Here is a 21,340-nt window from a genome sequence, read left to right on the forward strand (position 1 = left end):
TCGGATATTTTATCACGACATCTTGATCGTCTGCCGTGGAACCATCCAGATCAACGCGAGCTAGCGGAGCCACGATGGTGCTTTGCGATGAATTCATCGATTGGCAGAAAGAAACTCGGATCAGTTTTGATTAAGTCATCTTCCCAATCCCACCATCGAATCTCCAGAAGGCTGGCGATCTGTCCAGAATTAAAGCGATATCGAACCAGGGCGGCAGGATTTCCGACTACAACCGCATAGGGTGGAACGTCCTTTGAGACCACCGCGCCAGCCCCGATGACCGCTCCATCGCCGATCGTTACACCGGAGAGAATGATGGCCCGTCGACCTATCCATACGTCATTGCCGATCCGAATTGGGCCCTTTGATGACAAATCTGAACCCCCAGCCTGCTCATTGGCCATGATGACCTGGATGGGATACGTCGAGGCAAATTGCATAGGATGATGGAGCGACCGAGGAAGAGAACCTCGCTCGCTATAGAACAGAACGCACCAATTGTTAGGCCGTGTGGACGAATTTGATCAAGCATAGGCCTGCGGCGAAGCTTACGATTGAGCGGAAGTTTCGTGCGGTCTTTTCGCATCGCAGGGCAACGCGTTTGAAGCGCTTGAGCCGCCCGAAGCCTTGTTCGATGCGGGCGCGCGCCTTGTAGAGCGTCTTGGCGAAGAAGGCTGGCCTGTTTTTCTCGTTGGCCTTGTGAGGGATCACCGGGGCGATGCCGCGTGTCCGCGCGGCGGCGCGATTGGCCTTGCTGGAATAGCCTTTGTCGCCCAGCGCGGCGCGTGGGGTGATGTCCGGCCCTATGTCGAGCAGGGTCTCGAAGCGGGTTGTGTCGGCAACCTGGCCACCGGTCAGATCGAACGCGATGATGTCGCCAGAATTGTCCGCCTTGGCGTGGATTTTCGTTGTGAACCCGCCGCGCGAGCGGCCGAGCGCCTGGCCTTGCTGCCCCCCTTTGCGCCCGCTGCCGAGACATGGGCGCGGACAATGGTGGAGTCGAACATTTGGATCAGATGGGCCGATGCGCTCATCTCGGCCAACGTGTCGAAGAAGGCTTCGAACACGCCGGCCTTGCTCAGCCGGTCAAAGCGCTTCCACACTGAGTTCCAGTGGCCGAAGCGTTCCGGCAGCGCACGCCAGCGCACATTCTCCACCGTGAAGAAGTGCATGGCTTCCAGAAACAGCCGGTCGTCCGCAGCCTTGCGGCCTCGCCGTGGCAGGCAGGCCCGGAAAACCTCCAGCGTGTTCGCCCAATCCGTTTCCGTCATCCTCGTGGACATCGCCGACCTCCAAATCAGTCGACAATCCATGAATCAGACTGGATTCGTCAGCGGAACCCCAAAACCTATACCTGAGTCAATTCGTCCACACGGCCTAGCGGCGACGTCTTATCACAGTTATAGATGAGTTTCGGTTCGACACCAAAAGTCCATCGACCCACGGAAACGGTCTGGAAATTTAGATCTTGGTACCAGCCCAAGTTTTTGTCTCAACTTCCTTGCAAAACCCATCGCCCCACTCCTGACTGAACATATCACCCTGTTGGCTCGGTGCGGCGAGGCTTCTTAGCGCGCTGGCGCTTCTGCAAACCAGACTTGAGATTGCCACCTGCCGCGATGTGGTCTTCGAGCAATTCTGCCCAGGCGGCCACGGCCGCCGAGCGCGTGAGGCGGGTTCGCGCGAACTGTTGCGCTTCCCCAGCTATTTCGGACTCCATCTTAGGGTTGGCACGTAGCCATTCGATACGTTCGGGCAAATCCGACATATCGCGCGCCACCGGGACATAGTGACGAAACGGTTCAATGTCGGCGAAAAACCACTCATGCCAGGGGCGCTCCTGCAATAGCACAGCTCGTTTGGTGTGAAGCAGCAACTTAAAGCGACCACTATAGCCCAAACCCTCCACATCAATCATGTATCTGTAAGCGGAGACCTGCTCCTCCATGGTTTTGAATGCGCCGGAATATTGGGCCGTTGCCTCGTCAAAGCCAGGCTGGGTGTCATAGGCTTCCAGCAAATCGGGCCAGATTGACGCCATCTGGACCGTTGTCTTTCGCGCATCGTTGATACAGCGCCCCGCCCAAAATGCGCGATCGTCGCCGGCTTGGTTTTCCGAGGCCGCTGCCATGGCAGCGGTCTTTCTATCGTAGTTGTCGAATTTTGCCTCCGGCCAACCGCTGAACACGAAATCCGGAGCTGCAACTTCGGCAAACCCGTTTGCCGAACACAGGCTAAAGCGCGTCCTGAAGTGCCGGTATCTGGTCTCAAAGGGCCTGTCACTCAAGTTGACATAGAATGGCGGTATGGTGGGAGAGCCCAGCAACCCCAGAGCTTCTGCAACCAGGCTCAAGACCTGAACGTGCCTTTGAAGCCAGGCGCCTCGAAAATCAGCCCTCAGCTCTCCATTGTTGAACCGGCAGTACATTTCACCTGAATTTAGACCTCCAAATAGACGCTTCCCCTGCTCGAAAATCCTGACGGGGATAGGCGAACCTTTGATCATCAAGTTGCGTTCTGACATCACAAAGATACTCATCGCTAGGTTATACGAATATTTGAGCTAAGCCCAAGGCGATCCGGCAAGATCTGGCTGCACGAATATTCAAGCAAGCGGGCGCAATCGTCGCCAAATTCTCTTCAGGCCATCTTTCGGGACATTCTTGTGGGTGTAGCTCTCGCTGCTATGCGTAAGCCGTTTGGCGCCATGATTGCGCATGTAGGCATCGACGCGCTTCTCAAACGGCTCATCTGCGTACGCGGGGTATCGTTCCGACGCGGGGTTGTGCTCATTGTAGATAGGCCCACGAAAAATCGACATCTTCGCCAAGAAGCACTGATCTGAGAAACCATAGCCGACGAAGAACTCACGCTCCTGGCCGAAGCTTTCTGACCTTGCCTCCCGAAACCGGCTGTTCCAGCAAAGGTTCGCAACAACAAAATCATTTCTGCCTTCCATGAGACGGATAGCCGCATCGACCCAGTGTGAGCGGCGCTGCGGGTAAGAATCGCTCTTGTAGTAAAGCAGATAGTCAGCGCTGCTGGCGTGGATAGCGACAAGTTCGCTGATCGAGTATAAATATCCCCGTCCAAATGATCTTTCGTCGACTTGGAAAAACTCCAGGACCTTTGACGCAACATCCTCCGCGAATATGTACTCGTTGATGTCACCGCGAGCGATTGCGGCCTGGGCCTCTAATTCCACAGGCCCCCGCGAGTTCACGTTGTTGATAATTAGTCTTCGCATGCAAAAATCTTGAGCACACCTGTCGATGACAGTGCGCAGATAATCCTTACCGAGAACGATCTGCCAGTCGTTTTCATAGCAGTTGGTTGCGAAATCGACGCTTGGAGGCATCTCTTCTCCTAACTCAATAATGCCGCGCTTGCGCAATGGCCAAGCAAAACGCTGATACCTAGTGAAGCGATCGCTGCAGATAGATGGATAGGCAAGCGATTGTCCCCGGCGCCAATGGATAGGCTTCGCGCTGTTCCTGCCGGTCTCCTTGCGCAGTTCAATCAGATCTGGTGCGGGGAGCCTTCGTTGACAGGCAGCGAAATTGTGTAGCGTGGCCCTGCGGCTCTGTTGCCTCTCGACCAGGATTTCAGCTTCTCCCGCAACCGGAAAGCAGGTTTCTCGTAAACTGGAGAAGCCAGTCCAGCGAGTTTATAATAGCCTTCCAGGATGTTGCTCCGCAGGAGCTGACGCTCCTGTGGGTAAAAACTGAAGTGCGCTGCGATCAAGTCGCCGAAAATCTTGCCGGGGCGATCGAGTTTTGCAGGCAGTGTGGAAGACAGCCACTCTTCCTCTTCGCCTGGTGGCGGTTGGAAAGCCTCCCCCAAACTTACAATATCCGATCCGAAGAACCCGATCGCGTTGATAGAAAATCGCGACAGCCTGATTTCGCGGTCCGGAACACGAAAATCATCAATTCTGTTGGCTTGAACTGCTTCGATGAAGACCGGATGAAGCGCTTGCGGAAAAGCGGGGTGCGCCCACGAGTATTCGCATCCTGCCTGGCACGTTAGTGGGCCATCGATCACAACTCTGGAAAGATGTTTGATCAACGAGTTGCAGATAGCGTTGTTGATGATCAGGGGCGCGTACCAGATGGCCGACCCTCTTTCGGCCATAACCCTTGCCATGAATTTCGGAAAAAAGCCGTCCTCGACGAAAATCACATCGTCATCGAGGCGCAGGTAGAAAGCGTCGGGATCGTCGCAGAAGCGATAGAAATCGCCAATTACATTAAAACCGCCATCGGCATGGGGAAGGTTCTTGATCTTAAAGCGCGGGTCTTTCTTAGCCAGTCTTTGCAGGTAAGCGCGATCAGCCTCGTTGCGGCAATTATCCCAGAGATGCCATTCATGGATATTAGTGCTCTCTAAAATATAATGACTTAGCAACCGAAGATATTTCTCCCGGCCAGCCGGGGTGACAACAATCAATTTCATGGATAGAAAGTCCTACATTGGCAGTGAGCCCGCGCTGCCGCGTGATCAATGATAGTGAATAATAAGGCGATCCGATAACTTGATTTCTTTGTAACCAGAAGAGACGTGTTGTAAATCACGAAAAAAATCATTGTATACCCAGAACGTCACTTCTGTTTAATCCAGACATTATGTGGGATGTCTCCCGCTTCGCTCGAACGGCGATAGGCAGCTGTGAATGGCGTGCGAGCGTTGACCATTGCGTAGACAGGACCGAATGGACAGGAATTTGCTCAGCTCAGCCGAGATTTTGATCGTCGGCGCTGGATTCTACGGTGCAACGCTGGCCGAGCGCATCGCCACGAAGCTCGGCAAGCGCGTGCTGGTTATTGATCGGCGCCAGCATATCGGCGGCAATGCCTATACCGAGCAAGACCCTGTGACCGGCGTCGAGGTTCATCGCTATGGGCCGCATCTGTTCCATACCTCGAACGAAGAGGTCTGGAACTACCTTCAGAATTTCACAGGCTTCACATCCTACCGCCATCGCGCTTTCTCGACCTATCGCGACAAGGTCTATCCACTGCCGATCAACCTGGCCACGATCTGCCAGTTTTTCGGCAAACGGCTTAGTCCCGACGAGGCACGCAGCCTGATTGCCGAACAGGCCTCGGAACTTGGCGATCGCTCGCCCAGCAATCTCGAGGAGAAGGCCATCTCTCTCGTAGGACGTCCGCTCTACGAAGCTTTCATAAAGGGATACACTGCCAAGCAATGGCAGACGGATCCGCGCGAATTGCCAACGCAGATCATCGCGCGCCTGCCTGTCCGCTACACGTTCGATGAGGGCTATTTCAACGACCGGTTCCAAGGTCAACCGCTGGATGGCTACACCGCCATCTTTGAAAAGATGCTCGCGCACGACTTCATCGAAACGAGGCTGGGCGTCGACTTCTTCGACATCAAGGCCTCGCTGCCAGAAGGTTTACCGGTGGTCTACACGGGTCCGATCGACCGCTATTTCGATTATTGCGAGGGTGAACTCGGCTGGCGAACCATCGATATCGAGATGGAGGTCATGGATACGCCGGACTATCAAGGCACCGCGATCATGAACTATGCCGATGAAACCGTGCCTTACACGCGCGTGACCGAGTTTCGCCATTTCAACCCGGAGCGTTCATACAAGTCCGGCAGGACGCTTATCGGCCGCGAATATTCGCGTTTCGCGCGCCGCGCCGACGAACCCTACTATCCGATCGATACACGCAAGGACCAGGAGATTTATCGGCGCTATCTGGCCCGTGCCGCCGATGAAGCAAATCTCCATCTCGGTGGAAGATTGGGCACCTACCGTTATCTAGATATGCACCAGGCGATCGGCGCGGCCCTCAAGGCCTTCGAAACAGTCTTTGAACCTTATTTCGAGGGAAAGCCTGGTTCTCTCTCGCGGCCGGCCTGAGCGGCGGCGACAGGTCAAGCTGTTAAAGCGGCGGCGCTTTCAGCAGGTATCTGCTGGCGGAACCATTCGAAGGTACGCTTGATGCCGTCCTCATAGCCGGTTTTTGCCTCCCAACCGGGCAGAACATGCCGCGCCAAAGTCAAGTCGGGACAGCGATTTGTCGGATCCTGGGGGAATGGCGGCTGGTGCTCGATACGGCTACCCGGAACGAGGGAGCAGATGAATTCCGCGATCCGCAGGACAGAGACCTCGCGATTGTTGCCAATATTCAGCGGGCCGCGATGCGAGATGTTGTCGAGCCAGAAAAAACGTTCCAGGCCATCGACGATGTCGTCAACATAGCCCCAGCTACGCGACTGGGAGCCATCGCCATAGACGGTCAAGACGCCCGTCATAAGCGCCTGGCTGACAAAATTGGAAATGGCCCGCCCATCATCAATGCGGGTTCGCGGTCCATAAGTGTTGAACAGCCTGACGACCCGGATATCAAGGCCGCTCATGCGTTGCTGTTCGAACAGCAGTGCCTCCGTGCAGCGCTTGCTTTCATCATAGGACGACCTTGGGCCGGTGCAATCCACTGAGCCCCTGTAGCTCTCTGGTTGCGGAGAAACGGCAGGGTCGCCGTAGACCTCCGAAGTCGAGGCAAAGCAGAACCGGCCGCCGGGTTTCAGCATCGCAACGAGATTGAGAGCGCCGCCGATATTGGCCTTTATGGTGCGGATCGGATCGCGCATGTACCATACGGGCGAGGCGGGTGAGGCCAGATGGATGATTTCGTCGAAGCGTTGATCCGATGCGAAGCTCTCGACGTCCAGTACCCGCAGGCTGAGCCGAGGATCGGTGACATGCGCGATATTGTCCCGTAGTCCGGTCCACAGATTGTCGACGACGACCAGTTTCTCCAGATCGGAGCGCAGCAACAACCGATCGATCAAATGTGAACCGATGAAGCCGCAACCGCCGGAAACCAATACACTGCGCGACATCCAAAGCCCCCTCGGCATTGCTCCGGACAACCGGCGACAAACCAGTTGCCTGAGGCAGGGGAACTTCATTGCTCAAGCCAAAACGCTGTTTTCCGCCCCCGCGCCGATCTATGCCGTGACTGGCTGAATTGCAACTCGGTCTGCAACTCACCGTGGCATCGATCTGGCGGAATTTGGAGAAACTATAATGCCCTTTGCGGGCATGGCGCCCCGGCGGCATCGCCACAGCGCGAAGCAGTGGGCATCAGCCTGAAGCTCATCTCTTCGGACTGGCGCACCAGTTCGGCGAAGACAAGCGCGAAGCTTCCCAGCATCATGAAGACTATGATCAGACGTGTTACCGGCAATATGTCGGCCTCGACTAGTTTGGCCCCACGCCGCCCATCCCTGCCGGCTAACATGATCGATACGACTTTACGAGAGTTTAAGCTCCGCCTTAACCATCACATTCACCTGCGTCGTGACATGAAACGCGAACGGCATATCCAGGGTTCGATATACTGGAATCGTCGGGGACCGTGGCTCTCTTTGCAGACGCCCCTCGCCCATGCTACCCCGGCGCTGCCGGCGGCCCAATGGCCGCCGCCCACTGGGCCGTCACCGGGAAGCCATGAGCAAAGCCGCCAGCCGTATCGCCTTCGTCTCGTCAGAAACAACCGACGCCAAGGCAGCGCTGGAAAGCCTGTCGGCACGGTATGGCCAATGCCCCGTCGAGGATGCCGAGGTCGTGGTGGCACTTGGTGGTGACGGCTTTCTGCTGCAGACCCTGCGCGACACAATGAGCACGGGCCGCAAGATCTACGGAATGAACCGTGGCACTATCGGCTTCCTGATGAACGAGTATCGCTCCGGCGGCCTCACAGAGCGGATCGCGGCCGCTGTCGCCGAGACCATCCGGCCACTGGAAATGCTGACGGTGACAGCGGAAGGCGAAGAGATATCGGCGCTGGCGATCAACGAAGTGGCGCTGTGGCGGCAATCCTACCAGACCGCCAAGATCCGCATTACCGTCGATGACCAGATCCGGCTTGAAGAGCTGAGTTGCGACGGCGTGATGATCGCGACGCCGGCCGGTTCGACCGCCTATAATCTCTCGGCGCACGGCCCGATCCTGCCGCTCGACGCGCCCCTGCTCGCGCTCACCCCGGTCAGCCCGTTTCGCCCGCGCCGCTGGCGCGGCGCGCTGCTCTCCAACAAGGCGACCGTGCGTTTCGACATTCTCGAGGCGGAAAAGCGGCCGGTAAACGCTGCTGCCGACCACACGGAAGTCAAAGCCGTGACCTCGGTGACCGTGCGGGAATCGCCGACGGCAACCGCAACATTGCTGTTTGATCCCAACCATTCCTGGAACGAGCGCATTCTTGCAGAGCAGTTCCGCTATTGAGCCGGCATAACGACAAGCTGCCGGATTAAGCATCGCGATTAAGGTTACGACTTCACAATCGCACCAATCACGCCCGTTTCTGTTGACAAATCGCGGGCTTGCGCCTAATCGCAATACCAATCTTGCAGGCGCGTGGCGCTTGCCGCGACGGATGCCGTTGCGCTTCCCCGAACCAGCCAAAGACAACAACACTTGTCCTCAGACACCACGACCGCTCAAGAAGCGTTGACCTTCGCAGACCTCGGCCTGTCGCCGAAGGTCCTTTCCGCAGTCACCGATGCCGGCTACACCGAGCCGACGCCGATCCAGGCTGGTGCCATCCCGCACGCCTTGCAGGGCAAGGATGTGCTGGGCATCGCCCAGACCGGTACCGGCAAGACGGCTTCGTTTGTGCTGCCGATGCTGACCCGACTGGAAAAGGGCCGCGCCCGCGCCCGCATGCCACGCACGCTGATCCTTGAGCCGACACGCGAGCTTGCCGCGCAGGTCGAGGAAAACTTCGTCAAGTATGGCAAGAACCACAAGCTCAACATCGCACTGCTGATCGGCGGCGTCTCCTTCGACGAGCAGGACAAGAAGCTGGAACGCGGCGCCGACGTGCTGATCGCGACGCCTGGCCGCCTGCTCGATCACCGTGAACGCGGCAAGTTGCTGCTCAATGGCGTCGAGATCCTTGTCATCGACGAAGCCGACCGCATGCTCGACATGGGCTTCATTCCCGACATCGAGCGCATCTGCGAGATGATCCCGTTCACCAGGCAGACGCTGTTCTTCTCGGCGACCATGCCGCCGGAAATAACCAAGCTCACCGAAAAATTCCTGCACGCGCCGGTGCGCGTCGAGGTCTCGAAAGCCGCATCCGCCGCCACCAACATCACCCAGCGGCTGGTGAAGTCCGGCTCGAAGCCCTGGGACAAGCGCGAGACGCTGCGCAACCTGATCAAGGCCGAAGACGCGGAACTGAAGAACGCCATCATCTTCTGCAACCGCAAGATCGAAGTGTCGGAGCTGTTCCGCTCGCTGCTGAAATATGATTTCGACGCCGGTGCGCTGCATGGTGACATGGACCAGCGCGCCCGCATGCAGATGCTGGCCAATTTCCGTGACGGCAAGCTGCGCTACCTCGTTGCGTCCGACGTCGCCGCGCGCGGCCTCGACATTCCCGATGTCAGCCATGTCTTCAATTATGATGTGCCGATCCATGCCGAGGACTACGTTCACCGCATTGGGCGCACCGGCCGTGCCGGACGCTCCGGCAAGTCCTTCACCATCGCGACCAAGTCGGACACCAAATACATCGACGCGATCGAACGGCTGATCGGCACCAAGATCGAATGGCATGATGGCGACCTTTCGACCGTCGTCGCCAGTGAAGGCGGTGAGGACGAAGCCCCTCGCCGTGGCCGTGGTGCGCCGCGCCGTGCAGGCCGCAAGGACGAAGGCAAGGAAAGGGGCGAGCGCAAACCACGCGAACGTCACGCCAGACACAGTGACGACGCCGAGCCCGAGGCGGTGCGGAAAGAACAGCCTGTCGTGGCTGAGGCCGAAGTCGCCGACATTGGCGAGCGCCGGACGCGCAAGGAAGCGATCCGCTCCGAAAACACCGAGCGCAAGGCATCCGATCGCAACGAACAGCGCGCACCGGAGCGCGGTGACACAAGGCCCCAGCGCGAAGCCAACCGCCCTACTCGTCACCGCCAGGAAGACAATGATTCAACCGTCGGCTTCGGCGACGACATGCCGGCCTTCATGCGGATCGTCGCCAAGGTCTGACCTTTAGGTCCGGCCTCGCGGCAACCGCTCTACCAGCACAGACCCAACGAAAAACGGCCCCTCGCGGGGCCGTTTTCACGTTCAGAACAGTCACGCTCAGGTGAGCGGCGAGAGCTGGATTTCGACGCGGCGGTTCTGGGCGCGGCCTTCCGCGGTGCCGTTGGACGCGACGGGGCGTGTCTTGCCGAAGCCGGTGACGGCGAAGCGGCGCGAATCGACGCCCTGTCCGGACAGGTAATTGGCAACCGCCAGTGCACGGCGCTGCGACAGGTCGAAATTGTGCTGCTCGCCACCGGTCGAATCGGTGTGACCGAACACATCAACCGTGGTCTGCTTGAACTTCTTCAGCACCAGCGCGACCGAATTCAGCACCTGGTAGAAGCCGGGCTTCACCGCATCCTGATCGACGTTGAAGGTAATGTCGGACGGCATGTTGAGGATGATCTGGTCGCCACTACGGGTGACGCTGACGCCAGTGCCCTCAAGCTGCCTGCGCAATTCGGCCTCGTTCTGGTCCATCGTGGCGCCGATGGCGCCGCCGGCAAGCGCGCCGATGCCGGCACCGATCAGAGCATTGCGGCGATCGTTGCCGCCAGCAAGCAGACCAAGGCTGGCACCTGCCAGCGCGCCAAGGCCTGCGCCAGCGGCGGTGTTGGAAATCTTCTGATCGCCGGTATACGGATCAGTGGTGGTGCAGGCGGTCACGAGCAAAGCCGTCGCCATAACGACGAGCACAGTCTTTTTCATAGGATCGTCCCTCTCCAAACCTTGGTCACGCCTGCGGCGCGCCACATCAGCCCTTCCCGCGTCTTGTAACATGAAATACGGCGAAAAGCGGAACGGCAAAAGCCCGAATGAGGGCTTTTCCCGACCAATTCCAGGCATTGCCGGAGGGTCGCATCGCGGCAGCTACCAGAGGTTCTTGCCGTCGATCACCACGATTTCAACCTTGTCGAGGTCGAAGTCGTCGAACAGCCGGGAATTGACGCTGATCTTGGGATTGTCGAAATCCGGTGTCCCCGTCGACCAGTCAGGAGTTTCCGTGAAGGTGCCGCAGCCGCAGCTGGCGCAGAAGCCATGTTTGACGGTTTTCGAGCCCCATTGGTAGAACGAAACATTGTCGGACTGGCTGGTGAGCTTGAATTGCGAGGGTGTGTAATAAGCCCATAGCGAACCGCGTTTCGAGCAGAAGGAACAAGTGCATTGTGTCACCGTTTGCGGCGCCTCCGAAACCTCGAATGTCGTCGCCTTGCAGTGACAGCTTGCCTTGATGGTCATGAACACGCTCCTCACGATTGCCCGCCGCTCCACGCGGCAAGGGCACCATAAAGGAGCGCTGCTGACAACTCTCTGTCAGGAGGCTCTACTGACAGAGAGTTGTCAGCAGCAGGCTTGGCGTCAGTAACAGGCCCGGCTCAACAGCAGGTTGGTGTCAGTAGGATGACGGCGGCACGAACAGGCAAATGGTCTTGCCGTCATTGGAACCGGCGACAGAACACCAGTGATATTCGCCATCCGGTGAATTCTTGATCCGCTTGTCGCTGTAGGCGACGACCTCGCCTGTTCCCTTGATGACATAGCCATCGGGGCGCTCGCTGATGGAGGTCTGCGAGACCTCGCGGCAATCATAGCCCGAGCAGCACGAGAACGGGTAGGTCCAGCCTTGCGGCATCGCGGCGGTCGGCTTCGCGTCATGCGCGCAGGCCGGTGTCGCCAGCACGGCGATCGCACATGTTGCGAACAGGGAGAAGAGAAGCCGGCCGGCCGGTCGAGCGGCTTCGGCCGATCTGGATGTGGCAGCAGACATGACAACGTTCCTTTCAAACGAGCTTCAAGCGTTTCGCTTGCCCGTCCCCGGAACGTGTTCTTCCCAGTGGCCGATCGTCAGTTCACAGATACGCCGCGCGCGGCCATCAATGCTTTTGGCTCCTCCACCCGCGAATGGTGAGCCGATTTATGAGTCGGTGCAATAGACTAGGGAACTGCTGGAATGGGGCTTGGCTAGATGCGTGCCGCCCAAGAATCAGCGCGCTTTAAGGTGACATTGGCTATTCGCCGGCAGATCCGGCAGCCACGAGATGCGCTTGATGTTGCGGCAGATCGTCGGTGATGGTGAACCAACCAGCCTTGGAACCGACGAAGATGTGCGCGGTCGGGCGGATGGACGGTTCGTCGACCAGCGTTCCCATCGCCACATGGACAAAAGCCCCCTCGCGAACGATCGAGTAGAGCAACGAGCCACAGATCTTGCAGTGGGTGTCGTTGCCGTCTCTTTCGCCGAAGATCAGCAGCTTGTCCTGGCCCTTGATGAGATCAAGCTTGTTGCGTTCGATGCCCGCGATTGGCTTGAAGGCCGAACCGGTTGTGCGCCTGCAGTTCGAGCAATGACAGTTCGCCGCGTAAATGAATTCGTTGGCAACGGTATAGTGAACGGCACCGCAGAAGCATTTTCCAGCAAGCTTGCGAACCATCGTCCAACCCCGATTGCCTGACGGCTCTCGCTGCCCCCTGCTAGTCCAGGTCGGCCACGGCTTCGCCAGCGCCGCCTTCGATACGCTGCGACAACGACGCCTCCATGAAGTCATCGAGGTCGCCGTCAAGCACGCTCGACGGACTGGTGCTTTCGACGCCGGTGCGCAGATCCTTGACCAGCTGGTAGGGCTGCAGAACGTAGGAACGGATCTGGTGGCCCCAACCAATATCGCTCTTCGATGCCTCCGTGGCATTGGCCACCGCTTCGCGCTTCTTCAACTCTTCCTCGTAAAGGCGCGAGCGCAGCATTTCCCAGGCCTTGGCCTTGTTCTTGTGCTGCGAGCGTTCCGCCTGGCAGGCAACCGCTATGCCTGTCGCAAGGTGGGTGATGCGAACGGCCGAATCGGTGGTGTTGACGTGCTGACCGCCCGAGCCCGACGAACGATAAGTGTCGATGCGAACATCGGATTCGTTGACGTCGATGTCGATCGCGTCGTCAACGACAGGATAGACCCAGATGCTGGAGAAGGATGTGTGCCGGCGCGCATTGCTGTCATAGGGCGAAATGCGCACCAGGCGATGGACGCCCGATTCCGTCTTCAGCCAGCCATAAGCATTGTGGCCCTTGATCAGCAGCGTGGCGGACTTGATGCCGGCCTCTTCGCCGTCATGCACTTCCAGCACTTCGACCTTGAAGCGGCGGCGCTCGGCCCAGCGCGTGTACATGCGCAAAAGCATCGAGGCCCAGTCCTGGCTCTCGGTACCGCCGGCGCCGGCATGGACTTCGAGATAGGTGTCGTTGGCGTCAGCCTCGCCCGAGAGCAGCGTCTCGATCTGGCGGGCCTTCGCCTCGCCCTGCATCGAGCGGATCGCCGCCTCCGCCTCGGCGATGACAGCTTCGTCCTTCTCTTCCTCGCCAAGCTCGATCAGGCCGATATTGTCTTCCAGCGCCTGGGTGAATCCCTTCACCGCCGCGATCCCCTCTTCGAGACCCTGGCGTTCGCGCATCAGCTTCTGCGCTTCCAGCGGTTCGTTCCAGAGGCTCGCGTCCTCGGCACGCACATTCAGGTATTCAAGCCGCTTTATGGCCTGATCCCAGTCAAAGATGCCTCCTCAGCAGGGTAATTGCCTGCCTGATCTCGTCGACAATGTTCTGCGTTTCCGCGCGCATGGCTTGGTGTTCGATCCTGTTGCTGAAATGACGCTATGGCCGGCGCGATACATAGGGATCGCATCCGTCCCTGTAAAGCGAAATGGGCCAGCCCGAAGCCAGCCCATTCAGCCCCGAATTTCGTCAGTAGAGGCCGCCGCCGCCGTCCTGGATGGCCTGGTTGGCCTGTGGTGACAGCGCACCGCCGGTGGCATTGGAGCCGTCGGCGCCCATGCCGATCACCCAGTAGCTGTCAGCGGGACCGGTGCCCGGCTTGAAGGCTTCGATGATGGTGCCGGGATCACCCGAGGCGGCACGCATGCCGGTCTTGCGGTTGATGGCGACCAGGTTCATGCCTTCCGGCACCTGGAAGTCGACGTTGGGCGTGCCGTCCAGCGCCACCCGCATGAAGTCCTTGAAGATCGGCGCGGCGAGACCGCCACCCGTGGCGCCATGGCCAAGTCCGCGCGGCGTATCATAACCCATGTAGAGGCCGACAACGAGGTTGGGCGTGTAGCCAATGAACCAGGCATCCTTTTCGTCGTTGGTCGTTCCGGTCTTGCCTGCGATGTGACGGCCAAGTTCGCCGATGGTGGCGCCGGTGCCGCGCTGGACCACGCCTTCCATCATCGAGGTGATCTGGTAAGCGGTCATCGGGTCGAGAACCTGCTCGGAATTGTCGACCAGTTCCGGTTCCGGCTGATTCTTCCATTCAGGCGCATTGCAGCCTTCGCAGCCACGTTCGTCCTGCTTGAACACGGTCTTGCCGTACCGGTCCTGGATGCGGTCGATGAGCGACGGCTTGATCGACTTGCCGCCATTGGCCATGATCGAATAGGCCGAGACCATGCGCATCACGGTCGTTTCGCCGGAGCCAAGCGCCATCGGCAGATAAGGCGCCAGATGGTCGTAGACGCCGAACCGTTCGGCATATTCCACCACCAGCTTCATGCCCATGTCATTGGCGAGCCGCACCGTCATCAGGTTGCGTGACTTTTCGATGCCGGAGCGCAAGGTCGCCGGGCCGGCAACAGTGCCGTCGTAGTTCTTCGGCGTCCAGGTCGTGTTGCCGCTCTGGATGGTGATTGGTCCGTCCATGATGACCGAGGCCGGCGTATAGCCATTGTCGAGCGCCGCCGAATAGACGATCGGCTTGAACGAGGAGCCCGGCTGACGCATGGCTTGCGTTGCACGGTTGAATTCCGACTGCGCGTAGGAAAAGCCACCAACCATGGCCAGCACACGGCCGGTGTGCGGGTCCATCGCTATCATGCCGCCTTCGACTTCAGGCACCTGACGCAAGCTGTAGCCGCCATCGGCACCATCGTTCTTTTGCACGAAAATGACGTCGCCCGGTTTCAACACATCCGCCGGTGACTTGGCCTTGACGGTCTTGCCGTCAACGACGTGGCGCATGGCAAAACCCATGTCGTCCTTGCTGACAGTGCCCTCGATACGTTCCTTGACGAGGTCGCCCGAAACCTGACGCGTCGGCTGAAGGCCGATCGATAGGCCGGTCGCCGAGCTGTCGAGCACGACGGCCAACGACCATTCGGGAACGTCATCGAGCCCTTTTACGGCGCCAAGCTTCACGCCCCAGTCGCCAGACACATCGATCGATGTCACCGGTCCGCGGTAGCCGCGCAAAGTGTCGTATTTCATCAACCCGTTCTGCATCGACTTGCGGGCGATGAGCTGAATTTTCGGATCAAGCGTGGTGCGAACGGACAGGCCACCTTCGTAGAGCGCATTCTCGCCATAACGCGAGATGATCTGGCGGCGCACTTCCTCGGTGAAATATTCGCCGGCGAAGAGATACGGGCCTGTGCGGCGCGGCGTCACGCCAAGCGGTTCGGCCTTGGCCTTCTCACCTTCATCATGCGTGACATAGCCGTTGGCGACCATCTGGTCGATGACCCAGTTGCGGCGCTCCAGCGCGCGGTCCGCATGCTTGAAGGGATGATAATTGTTGGGGCCCTTCGGCAGTGAAGCCAGATAAGCCGCCTCGGCGACCGTCAGCTCGTTCACCGACTTGTCGAAATAGGTAAGCGCAGCACCAGCCACGCCATAGGCGCCGAACCCAAAGAAGATTTCATTGAGATACAGTTCGAGAATCCGGTCCTTCGAATAGGCCTGCTCGATGCGGAACGCGAGGATCATCTCCTTGATCTTGCGCTCGTAGGTCTGATCCGCCGACAACAGGAAGTTCTTCGCTACCTGCTGGGTGATCGTTGAAGCGCCGACCTGGCGCCTGCCCGAACCAAAGTTCTGCAGGTTGACCAGAATGGCGCGGCCAAGACCGGTCACGTCGATGCCAGGATGATTGTAGAAATTCTTGTCTTCCGCCGAAAGGAAGGCTGCCTTGACGCGATCCGGAATGGCCTGGATCGGCAGATAGAGGCGCCGCTCGCGCGCATATTCCGCCATCAGAGCACCGTCGGAGGCATGAATGCGGGTCGTTACCGGCGGCTCGTATTTGGCCAGAACCTCGTAGTCGGGCAGATCCTTCGACAGATGGCTGATGTAAATCGCAACGCCCGCCGCGACCAAAAGGGCCAGCGTCGTGCCGATGCCGAAGAAATAGCCAATAAGACGAATCATACCCGCTCCAGTCCTTGGTTCGGGAATTTCCTAAACGAAGCCGCCTTCCGCGCAAGCTTTCGAGACGGTCCCAATCCGTATTCGAAAACCCATGTCGCCACCATGTGGACAAAATACGGCAGGCCGGGATTTTGGTTCCCGGTGCCGGAAACTAAAGCTGCAAGTGTTGTTGTCATGCAACGCTGCCCCTGGTTGCAGGCGGCGCGCGACATGTCAGCCTCCCGTCGCCGTTCCGGTGCGGGCGGACGCGAACAGGGCGACTGCGTTGGTGATGCTTTGCGCGGCTTTGCCACGCCAATCGGCGTCGAGCAATTGTGCCTCGTCCTTGGCGTTGGAGAGATAGCCCAGTTCCACCAGAACAGAGGGCACGTCAGGCGCCTTCAGCACCTTGAAGCCCGCGGAACGTTGCGGGTTGTTGATGAGACCGACGCTTGTGGACAACTGGCCGACCAGCGTGTGGGCGAAACTCATCGAGAAACTGTGCGTCTCGCGACGGATCAGGTCGATCAGGATGTCGGTGACTTCCTTGCTGTCATTCTTGATCACCATGCCGGCGAACTGGTCGGAGAGGTTTTCGCGATCGGCCAGCGCCTGCGCTTCGGGATCGGAGGCCTTGTCGGAGACCGTGTAGACGGTCGCGCCGCGGATGCCCTTGACGCTGATCGTGTCGGCATGAATGGAGATCAGGAGATCGGCTTCATGCTGGCGGGCAATGCGGACGCGGTCGTCGAGCCGCAGGAACTCGTCGGTATCGCGGGTCATGAACACATCATAGTTACCGACCGCGGCGAGCTTGTCGCGGAGCTCGGTCGCGAAAGCCAGCGTGACATTCTTCTCGATCGTGCCGTTCAGGCCCTCGGCGCCGCCATCGACTCCACCATGGCCGGGATCGATGACGATGGTGAAGCGATGACCTGGATTGGAGACAGGTCCGGTGCCAACGCGGCCGCCCTTTTCGGTCGATACGGTCGAACCGGTCGTCAGCGCCTGATTGGCAAGCGCTTCATCGAACTCGCGCTCGGAAGCCGCCGAAATATCGATCGCAATGCGATAGCCGGCGCCAGTATCGTCCTTGAGGATGTCGAGCTTGTCGACCGCGAACGGCCCCTTGCCGGTGAGAATCAGCCGCGACACGCCATCGCCGAGATCGCCAAGGCGCACGCCCTTGACCAGCCCGCGCGCCTTCAAATCCTTGGCATCAATAGCAAATTTCGTATTCTGGAGATCGACGACCAGACGATTGGGACCACGCAGCAGGAACCATTTGAGATCCGGCTCGCGGTCGAAACTCATGACGATGCGCATCTTGGTGGCATCGCCCGCCATCTTGTAGCCGGTTGCGATGCGCGATGCATCTTCGGCATGGCAAACAGATGCCAGGACGGGGGAAATCGCGATCAACAGCAAGAGCCAGGCGGCGCGCAAGACATGGCTTCCAGCACGACAAGTCTTGTGCGTGAAGTCTGCCAGTCCCATCTCTTTCCAGTCGCTCCGGTTTGGCGCCAGGCGCCAGTTCGTTTCGTCGAAGTGCCGGTTAGGCCGCGAACTCGATTAACGATTGGTATCCAGATAAGGTTAACCAAGCCTTTTCATGCAAGGTTTAGCCTGTTCTTACGCTACGGAACTGCTTTTTGCCGGCATCGGAAATCGGGGTTGCCTTCCACCCCGCCAAATCATAAAAGCGATGGTGGATCACTGCAATCCTGGAACCGCCCTCCTCCGCAGCTTCCTGCTACAGGGTTAGACGAAAGGCGGCTCCTTTCGCTTCATGCGAAAAGGGTTCAGGTGATCGCGACGAATTTCGCAGGTGTGCGCCCGTGGCGGGGGAATCGCCTGCGTGAGGAAAACGGCCGGGTTTGTTCCCGCGCCGGCTCTGTATGAGCAAACAAGCTGGTCCGGTTCGCCCGGGCTTTGGTTCAAAAGGTTCTGCTGGTGACGATGGCTTCAAGCGCAATCATGGAAAGGTCCGCATCAAACCGCGCCACTTCGGCTGCGGGCGGCACCGACATGGCGCTCAAGCGGCGGCCGGCGGACGTTCAATTATCCGGCACCCATGGTCCAGACACGCAGCAGCGGGCTTTGCCTCGCAAGCTGCGGCTGACGGCTGCCGGGGGGAAACGAAATAATGCCCAACAAAATGCTGATAGACGCCTCCCACCCGGAGGAAACACGTGTTGTCGTCGTTCGCGGTAACCGTATTGAAGAATTCGACTTTGAATCCCAGGACAAGAAGCAGCTCAAAGGAAACATCTACCTCGCCCGCGTAACACGCGTCGAACCTTCCCTTCAGGCAGCTTTCGTCGAATATGGCGGCAACCGTCACGGTTTCCTCGCCTTCAGTGAAATACACCCCGACTACTACCAGATCCCCGTCGCCGACCGGCAGGCGTTGCTGCGCGCGGAAGCGCAGGAAGCCGAAGACGAGGAGAACGAAGACGGTGACGGCGACGACCGCCAGAACCGGGATCGTGGACGGCGCGGCCGCCGACGCGGCGGCAAGAGCCGGGAGCGCGGTGAGCACAAGCGCGATGCGGATGCCGCCGATTCGAATGAGACTGGCGAACACAACGATGATGGCGCCGATGCGGTTGCCGACGATGGTCACGCTTCCGAACACGCTGACAACGCCTCGGATACCTCCGCCCAGGGCGACGAAGCCGTCGATCACGGCGAAACCGAAGCGCCCGAGGGCGGGCCTACTTCAATCGCGGCGACCGTCGAAGCGGATGTGATTTCCGAGGCCGTCCCGCACACGGAACACAACGGCGAAGCCACATCGAACGACAATGATCGCGGCATGCTGGAAGAGGTGCAGTCCTCGCATCCGGATGATCACGAGATCGAATCGGTCGGCGCCGAGGATGCGCTGGAAGAAGTGCGCAACCGCCGCAAGCCGGTGCGCCGCCAGTACAAGATCCAGGAAGTCATCAAGCGCCGGCAGATTCTGCTGGTGCAGGTCGTCAAGGAAGAACGCGGCAACAAGGGCGCGGCTCTCACCACGTATCTGTCGCTCGCCGGCCGCTATTCGGTGCTGATGCCCAACACGGCGCGTGGCGGCGGCATTTCCCGCAAGATCACCAGCGCGGTCGACCGCAAGCGCCTCAAGGAAGTTGTGGCCGATCTGGAAGTGCCGCAAGGCATGGGCGTCATCCTGCGCACCGCTGGCGAAAGCCGCACCAAGGCCGAGATCAAGCGCGACTACGAATATCTGATGCGGCTCTGGGAAAACGTCCGCAATCTGACATTGCAGTCGACGGCCCCTGCCCTGGTCTATGAGGAAGGCAGCCTGATCAAGCGCTCGGTGCGCGACCTCTACAACAAGGATATCGACGAGATTCTCGTCTCGGGCGAGGAGGGCTATCGCGAAGCCAAGGACTTCATGCGCATGCTGATGCCGAGCCACGCCAAGGTGGTTCAGCCGTTCCGCGACACGACGCCGATCTTCGTGCGCAACGGCATTGAGGCGCAACTGGACCGCATGCTGCAGCCGCAGGTGACGCTGAAGAGCGGCGGCTACATCATCATCAACCAGACCGAAGCGCTGGTTGCCATCGACGTCAACTCGGGCCGCTCCACCAAGGAGCACTCGATCGAGGACACCGCGCTCCACACCAATCTGGAAGCGGCCGAGGAAGTCGCGCGGCAGCTCAGGCTGCGCGATCTCGCCGGGCTGATCGTCATCGACTTCATCGACATGGAGGAGAACCGCAACAACCGCTCCGTCGAGAAGCGGCTGAAGGATCACCTCAAGAACGACCGGGCTCGCATCCAGGTCGGCCGCATCTCGCATTTCGGCCTGATGGAAATGTCCCGCCAGCGCATCCGCGCCAGCGTGCTGGAATCGACCATGAAGCCGTGCCCGCATTGCGGCGGCACCGGCCATGTGCGCTCCGATTCGTCGGTAGCGCTGATGGTTGTCAGGGCGATCGAGGAATTCCTGCTCAAGGATTCGCGCAGCCACATCACTGTGCGCACGCCTGCGGCGACCGCGCTCTACGTGCTCAACCACAAGCGCGGCACGCTGGTGGAACTCGAGAGCCGCTTCGGGCTGACCATCACCATCGAAGCCGACGATTCGGTCGGCTCGCAGCACTACGCGATCTTCCGCGGTGCGCTTGCCGAGAAGCCGGAAGGCTTTGTCGAAGCGCGTAGCCTGCCGGCCTATGTCGAACAGGAAGAGCCCGAGGACGAGATTGTCGTTGTCGAGGAGGATGACGAGGCACCGGTGCAAGCCGAGCAGCCACGCCAGCAGCCGCAGCAACAACAGCCGCGGCCTGCCAATGGCGAGGAAGGCGAAGGCCGTGACCGCAAGCGCCGCAAGCGCCGCAGGCGGCGTGGCGGCAAGGATCGCGACCGCGAACATGGCGCTCCCGTGGACGGGGCGTCCGTCTCGGCGGCGTCTGGCGAGTTCTCCGATTCGGAGGGCGTTGCAAACGATGATGATACCGAAGCGGACGACGACGCTCCGCTCGCCGTTGTTGAAACCGCTGAAGCCATCGACACTTCGGACGAAGGCGCGGGCAAGAAACGCCGGCGCGGCAAGCGCGGCGGCAAACGCAATCGCCGTGAAGACGGCGAAGGTGAGACCGAGGCAGGATCTGGAGAAGCGGCGGATGCGTCCGACGCTGAGGCTTCCGGAACCGAGGCGATCGCCAGCGAGCCGGTAGTCGCATCACCGGTCGAAGAGCCTGTCGCACTGGCACCAGCCAATGATGACGCGCCGATCGAAAAGCCGAAGAAGCCACGTCGCGCTGCCAAGCCGAAGAAGGCCGCAGCGGAAGTCGTCGCCGAGACGCCGGTCGTCGAGGCGGTCGCTGAAACACCGGCCGAAGCGCCTGCCGCCGAGGAAGCAGCGGTAGCCGCGACTGTACCTGCGCCGAAGGCCCGCGCCTCGCGGCGCAAGGTGGCGGCAGCCGATGCACCGGTAGCGCCGGTGGTCTCCTCGACCGTCGCCGATGAGCCGGCGGCCAAGGCAGAGGACAAGCCGAAGCGTGCCGGCTGGTGGCAGCGGAAGGGCTTTTTCTAAGCCTTTCAGCCATTTAGATTGGCTATTTGACAAAATAAATCCCGCGTTGCTC

Annotated in this window: 17 protein-coding genes and 1 pseudogene; 4 read left to right on the forward strand and 14 right to left on the reverse strand. The window is 59.6% G+C overall.

Annotation, left to right across the window (positions count from 1 at the left end):
- Positions 1–50 precede the first annotated feature (50 nt).
- The 6 genes and pseudogenes from GA829_RS23225 to GA829_RS23245 all read right to left on the reverse strand — a co-directional run bounded on the left by GA829_RS23225 (position 51) and on the right by GA829_RS23245 (position 4,455).
- Entirely contained in the window at positions 51–404 is a 354-nt protein-coding gene (locus GA829_RS23225) for a CatB-related O-acetyltransferase (protein WP_308462078.1), read from the reverse strand.
- A gap of 97 nt (positions 405–501) precedes the next feature.
- Positions 502–1,026, reverse strand: coding sequence for an IS5 family transposase (locus GA829_RS37600; protein WP_195179712.1), 525 nt, complete (start codon positions 1,024–1,026; stop codon positions 502–504).
- A gap of 86 nt (positions 1,027–1,112) precedes the next feature.
- Positions 1,113–1,313, reverse strand: a pseudogene (locus tag GA829_RS37605) (hypothetical protein); the annotation flags it as partial.
- 224 nt (positions 1,314–1,537) lie between these two features.
- Positions 1,538–2,524, reverse strand: coding sequence for a glycosyl transferase family 90 (locus GA829_RS23235; protein ID WP_195174942.1), 987 nt, complete (start codon positions 2,522–2,524; stop codon positions 1,538–1,540).
- Positions 2,525–2,605: 81 nt separating this feature from the next.
- Complete coding sequence (locus tag GA829_RS23240) at positions 2,606–3,358, reverse strand: hypothetical protein (RefSeq protein ID WP_195174943.1); 753 nt, start codon at positions 3,356–3,358, stop codon at positions 2,606–2,608.
- A gap of 161 nt (positions 3,359–3,519) precedes the next feature.
- Positions 3,520–4,455 carry a hypothetical protein gene (locus GA829_RS23245; protein ID WP_195174944.1) on the reverse strand — a complete coding sequence of 312 codons (936 nt, stop codon included), beginning with the start codon at positions 4,453–4,455 and terminating at the stop codon, positions 3,520–3,522.
- A 268-nt stretch (positions 4,456–4,723) separates the two neighbouring features.
- Between GA829_RS23245 and glf the strand changes: the two genes are divergently transcribed.
- Positions 4,724–5,896, forward strand: coding sequence for a UDP-galactopyranose mutase (gene glf, locus GA829_RS23250; RefSeq protein WP_258051860.1), 1,173 nt, complete (start codon positions 4,724–4,726; stop codon positions 5,894–5,896).
- Between the two features lie 14 nt (positions 5,897–5,910).
- Here glf and GA829_RS23255 read toward each other — a convergent pair whose 3' ends face one another.
- A complete protein-coding gene (locus GA829_RS23255; RefSeq protein WP_195174946.1) occupies positions 5,911–6,882 on the reverse strand; it encodes an NAD-dependent epimerase/dehydratase family protein in 972 nt (323 codons plus the stop codon).
- A 610-nt stretch (positions 6,883–7,492) separates the two neighbouring features.
- On the opposite strand from GA829_RS23255, the gene GA829_RS23260 reads away from it, so the two are divergent.
- Positions 7,493–8,266 (forward strand): NAD kinase, encoded by a 774-nt coding sequence (locus GA829_RS23260; RefSeq protein ID WP_195174947.1) that lies wholly within the window; start codon positions 7,493–7,495, stop codon positions 8,264–8,266.
- 192 nt (positions 8,267–8,458) lie between these two features.
- The gene (locus GA829_RS23265; protein ID WP_195174948.1) at positions 8,459–10,039 is read left to right on the forward strand and encodes a DEAD/DEAH box helicase; all 1,581 of its coding nucleotides are present in this window, start codon (positions 8,459–8,461) and stop codon (positions 10,037–10,039) included.
- A 96-nt stretch (positions 10,040–10,135) separates the two neighbouring features.
- Here the strand turns inward: GA829_RS23265 and GA829_RS23270 are convergent, their stop codons facing one another.
- The 7 genes from GA829_RS23270 to GA829_RS23300 form a co-directional block, all read right to left on the reverse strand.
- Positions 10,136–10,786: a YiaD family glycine zipper/OmpA-like lipoprotein gene (locus tag GA829_RS23270; protein WP_195174949.1), complete on the reverse strand. Its 651-nt coding sequence runs from the start codon at positions 10,784–10,786 to the stop codon at positions 10,136–10,138.
- A 162-nt stretch (positions 10,787–10,948) separates the two neighbouring features.
- Positions 10,949–11,317, reverse strand: coding sequence for a GFA family protein (locus tag GA829_RS23275; protein WP_195174950.1), 369 nt, complete (start codon positions 11,315–11,317; stop codon positions 10,949–10,951).
- 154 nt (positions 11,318–11,471) lie between these two features.
- Positions 11,472–11,846: a hypothetical protein gene (locus GA829_RS23280; protein WP_195174951.1), complete on the reverse strand. Its 375-nt coding sequence runs from the start codon at positions 11,844–11,846 to the stop codon at positions 11,472–11,474.
- 241 nt (positions 11,847–12,087) lie between these two features.
- Positions 12,088–12,510, reverse strand: coding sequence for a GFA family protein (locus GA829_RS23285; protein WP_195174952.1), 423 nt, complete (start codon positions 12,508–12,510; stop codon positions 12,088–12,090).
- A gap of 40 nt (positions 12,511–12,550) precedes the next feature.
- Positions 12,551–13,682, reverse strand: a protein-coding gene (prfB, locus tag GA829_RS23290) for a peptide chain release factor 2 (RefSeq protein WP_195174953.1) whose coding sequence is annotated in 2 segments (ribosomal slippage) — positions 12,551–13,615 and positions 13,617–13,682 — 1,131 coding nt in all. Because the reading frame shifts where the segments join, the coding sequence is not laid out codon by codon here.
- A 123-nt stretch (positions 13,683–13,805) separates the two neighbouring features.
- Positions 13,806–16,262 carry a penicillin-binding protein 1A gene (locus GA829_RS23295; protein ID WP_195174954.1) on the reverse strand — a complete coding sequence of 819 codons (2,457 nt, stop codon included), beginning with the start codon at positions 16,260–16,262 and terminating at the stop codon, positions 13,806–13,808.
- 213 nt (positions 16,263–16,475) lie between these two features.
- Positions 16,476–17,738: an N-acetylmuramoyl-L-alanine amidase gene (locus tag GA829_RS23300; protein WP_195174955.1), complete on the reverse strand. Its 1,263-nt coding sequence runs from the start codon at positions 17,736–17,738 to the stop codon at positions 16,476–16,478.
- Positions 17,739–18,387: 649 nt separating this feature from the next.
- Between GA829_RS23300 and GA829_RS23305 the strand changes: the two genes are divergently transcribed.
- Positions 18,388–21,288, forward strand: coding sequence for an Rne/Rng family ribonuclease (locus GA829_RS23305; protein WP_195174956.1), 2,901 nt, complete (start codon positions 18,388–18,390; stop codon positions 21,286–21,288).
- Positions 21,289–21,340: the final 52 nt, after the last annotated feature.

The organism is Mesorhizobium sp. INR15, from assembly GCF_015500075.1.
Taxonomy (GTDB): domain Bacteria; phylum Pseudomonadota; class Alphaproteobacteria; order Rhizobiales; family Rhizobiaceae; genus Mesorhizobium.

Coding starts and splice junctions, on each gene's coding strand:
- GA829_RS23225 (WP_308462078.1), bottom strand. CDS start 404: ATGGCCAATGAGCAGGCTGGGGGTTCAGATTTGTCATCAAAGGGCCCA.
- GA829_RS23235 (WP_195174942.1), bottom strand. CDS start 2,524: ATGTCAGAACGCAACTTGATGATCAAAGGTTCGCCTATCCCCGTCAGG.
- GA829_RS23240 (WP_195174943.1), bottom strand. CDS start 3,358: ATGCCTCCAAGCGTCGATTTCGCAACCAACTGCTATGAAAACGACTGG.
- GA829_RS23245 (WP_195174944.1), bottom strand. CDS start 4,455: ATGAAATTGATTGTTGTCACCCCGGCTGGCCGGGAGAAATATCTTCGG.
- GA829_RS23255 (WP_195174946.1), bottom strand. CDS start 6,882: ATGTCGCGCAGTGTATTGGTTTCCGGCGGTTGCGGCTTCATCGGTTCA.
- GA829_RS23260 (WP_195174947.1), top strand. CDS start 7,493: ATGAGCAAAGCCGCCAGCCGTATCGCCTTCGTCTCGTCAGAAACAACC.
- GA829_RS23270 (WP_195174949.1), bottom strand. CDS start 10,786: ATGAAAAAGACTGTGCTCGTCGTTATGGCGACGGCTTTGCTCGTGACC.
- GA829_RS23275 (WP_195174950.1), bottom strand. CDS start 11,317: ATGACCATCAAGGCAAGCTGTCACTGCAAGGCGACGACATTCGAGGTT.
- GA829_RS23280 (WP_195174951.1), bottom strand. CDS start 11,846: ATGTCTGCTGCCACATCCAGATCGGCCGAAGCCGCTCGACCGGCCGGC.
- GA829_RS23285 (WP_195174952.1), bottom strand. CDS start 12,510: ATGGTTCGCAAGCTTGCTGGAAAATGCTTCTGCGGTGCCGTTCACTAT.
- GA829_RS23295 (WP_195174954.1), bottom strand. CDS start 16,262: ATGATTCGTCTTATTGGCTATTTCTTCGGCATCGGCACGACGCTGGCC.
- GA829_RS23300 (WP_195174955.1), bottom strand. CDS start 17,738: ATGGGACTGGCAGACTTCACGCACAAGACTTGTCGTGCTGGAAGCCAT.
- GA829_RS23305 (WP_195174956.1), top strand. CDS start 18,388: ATGCCCAACAAAATGCTGATAGACGCCTCCCACCCGGAGGAAACACGT.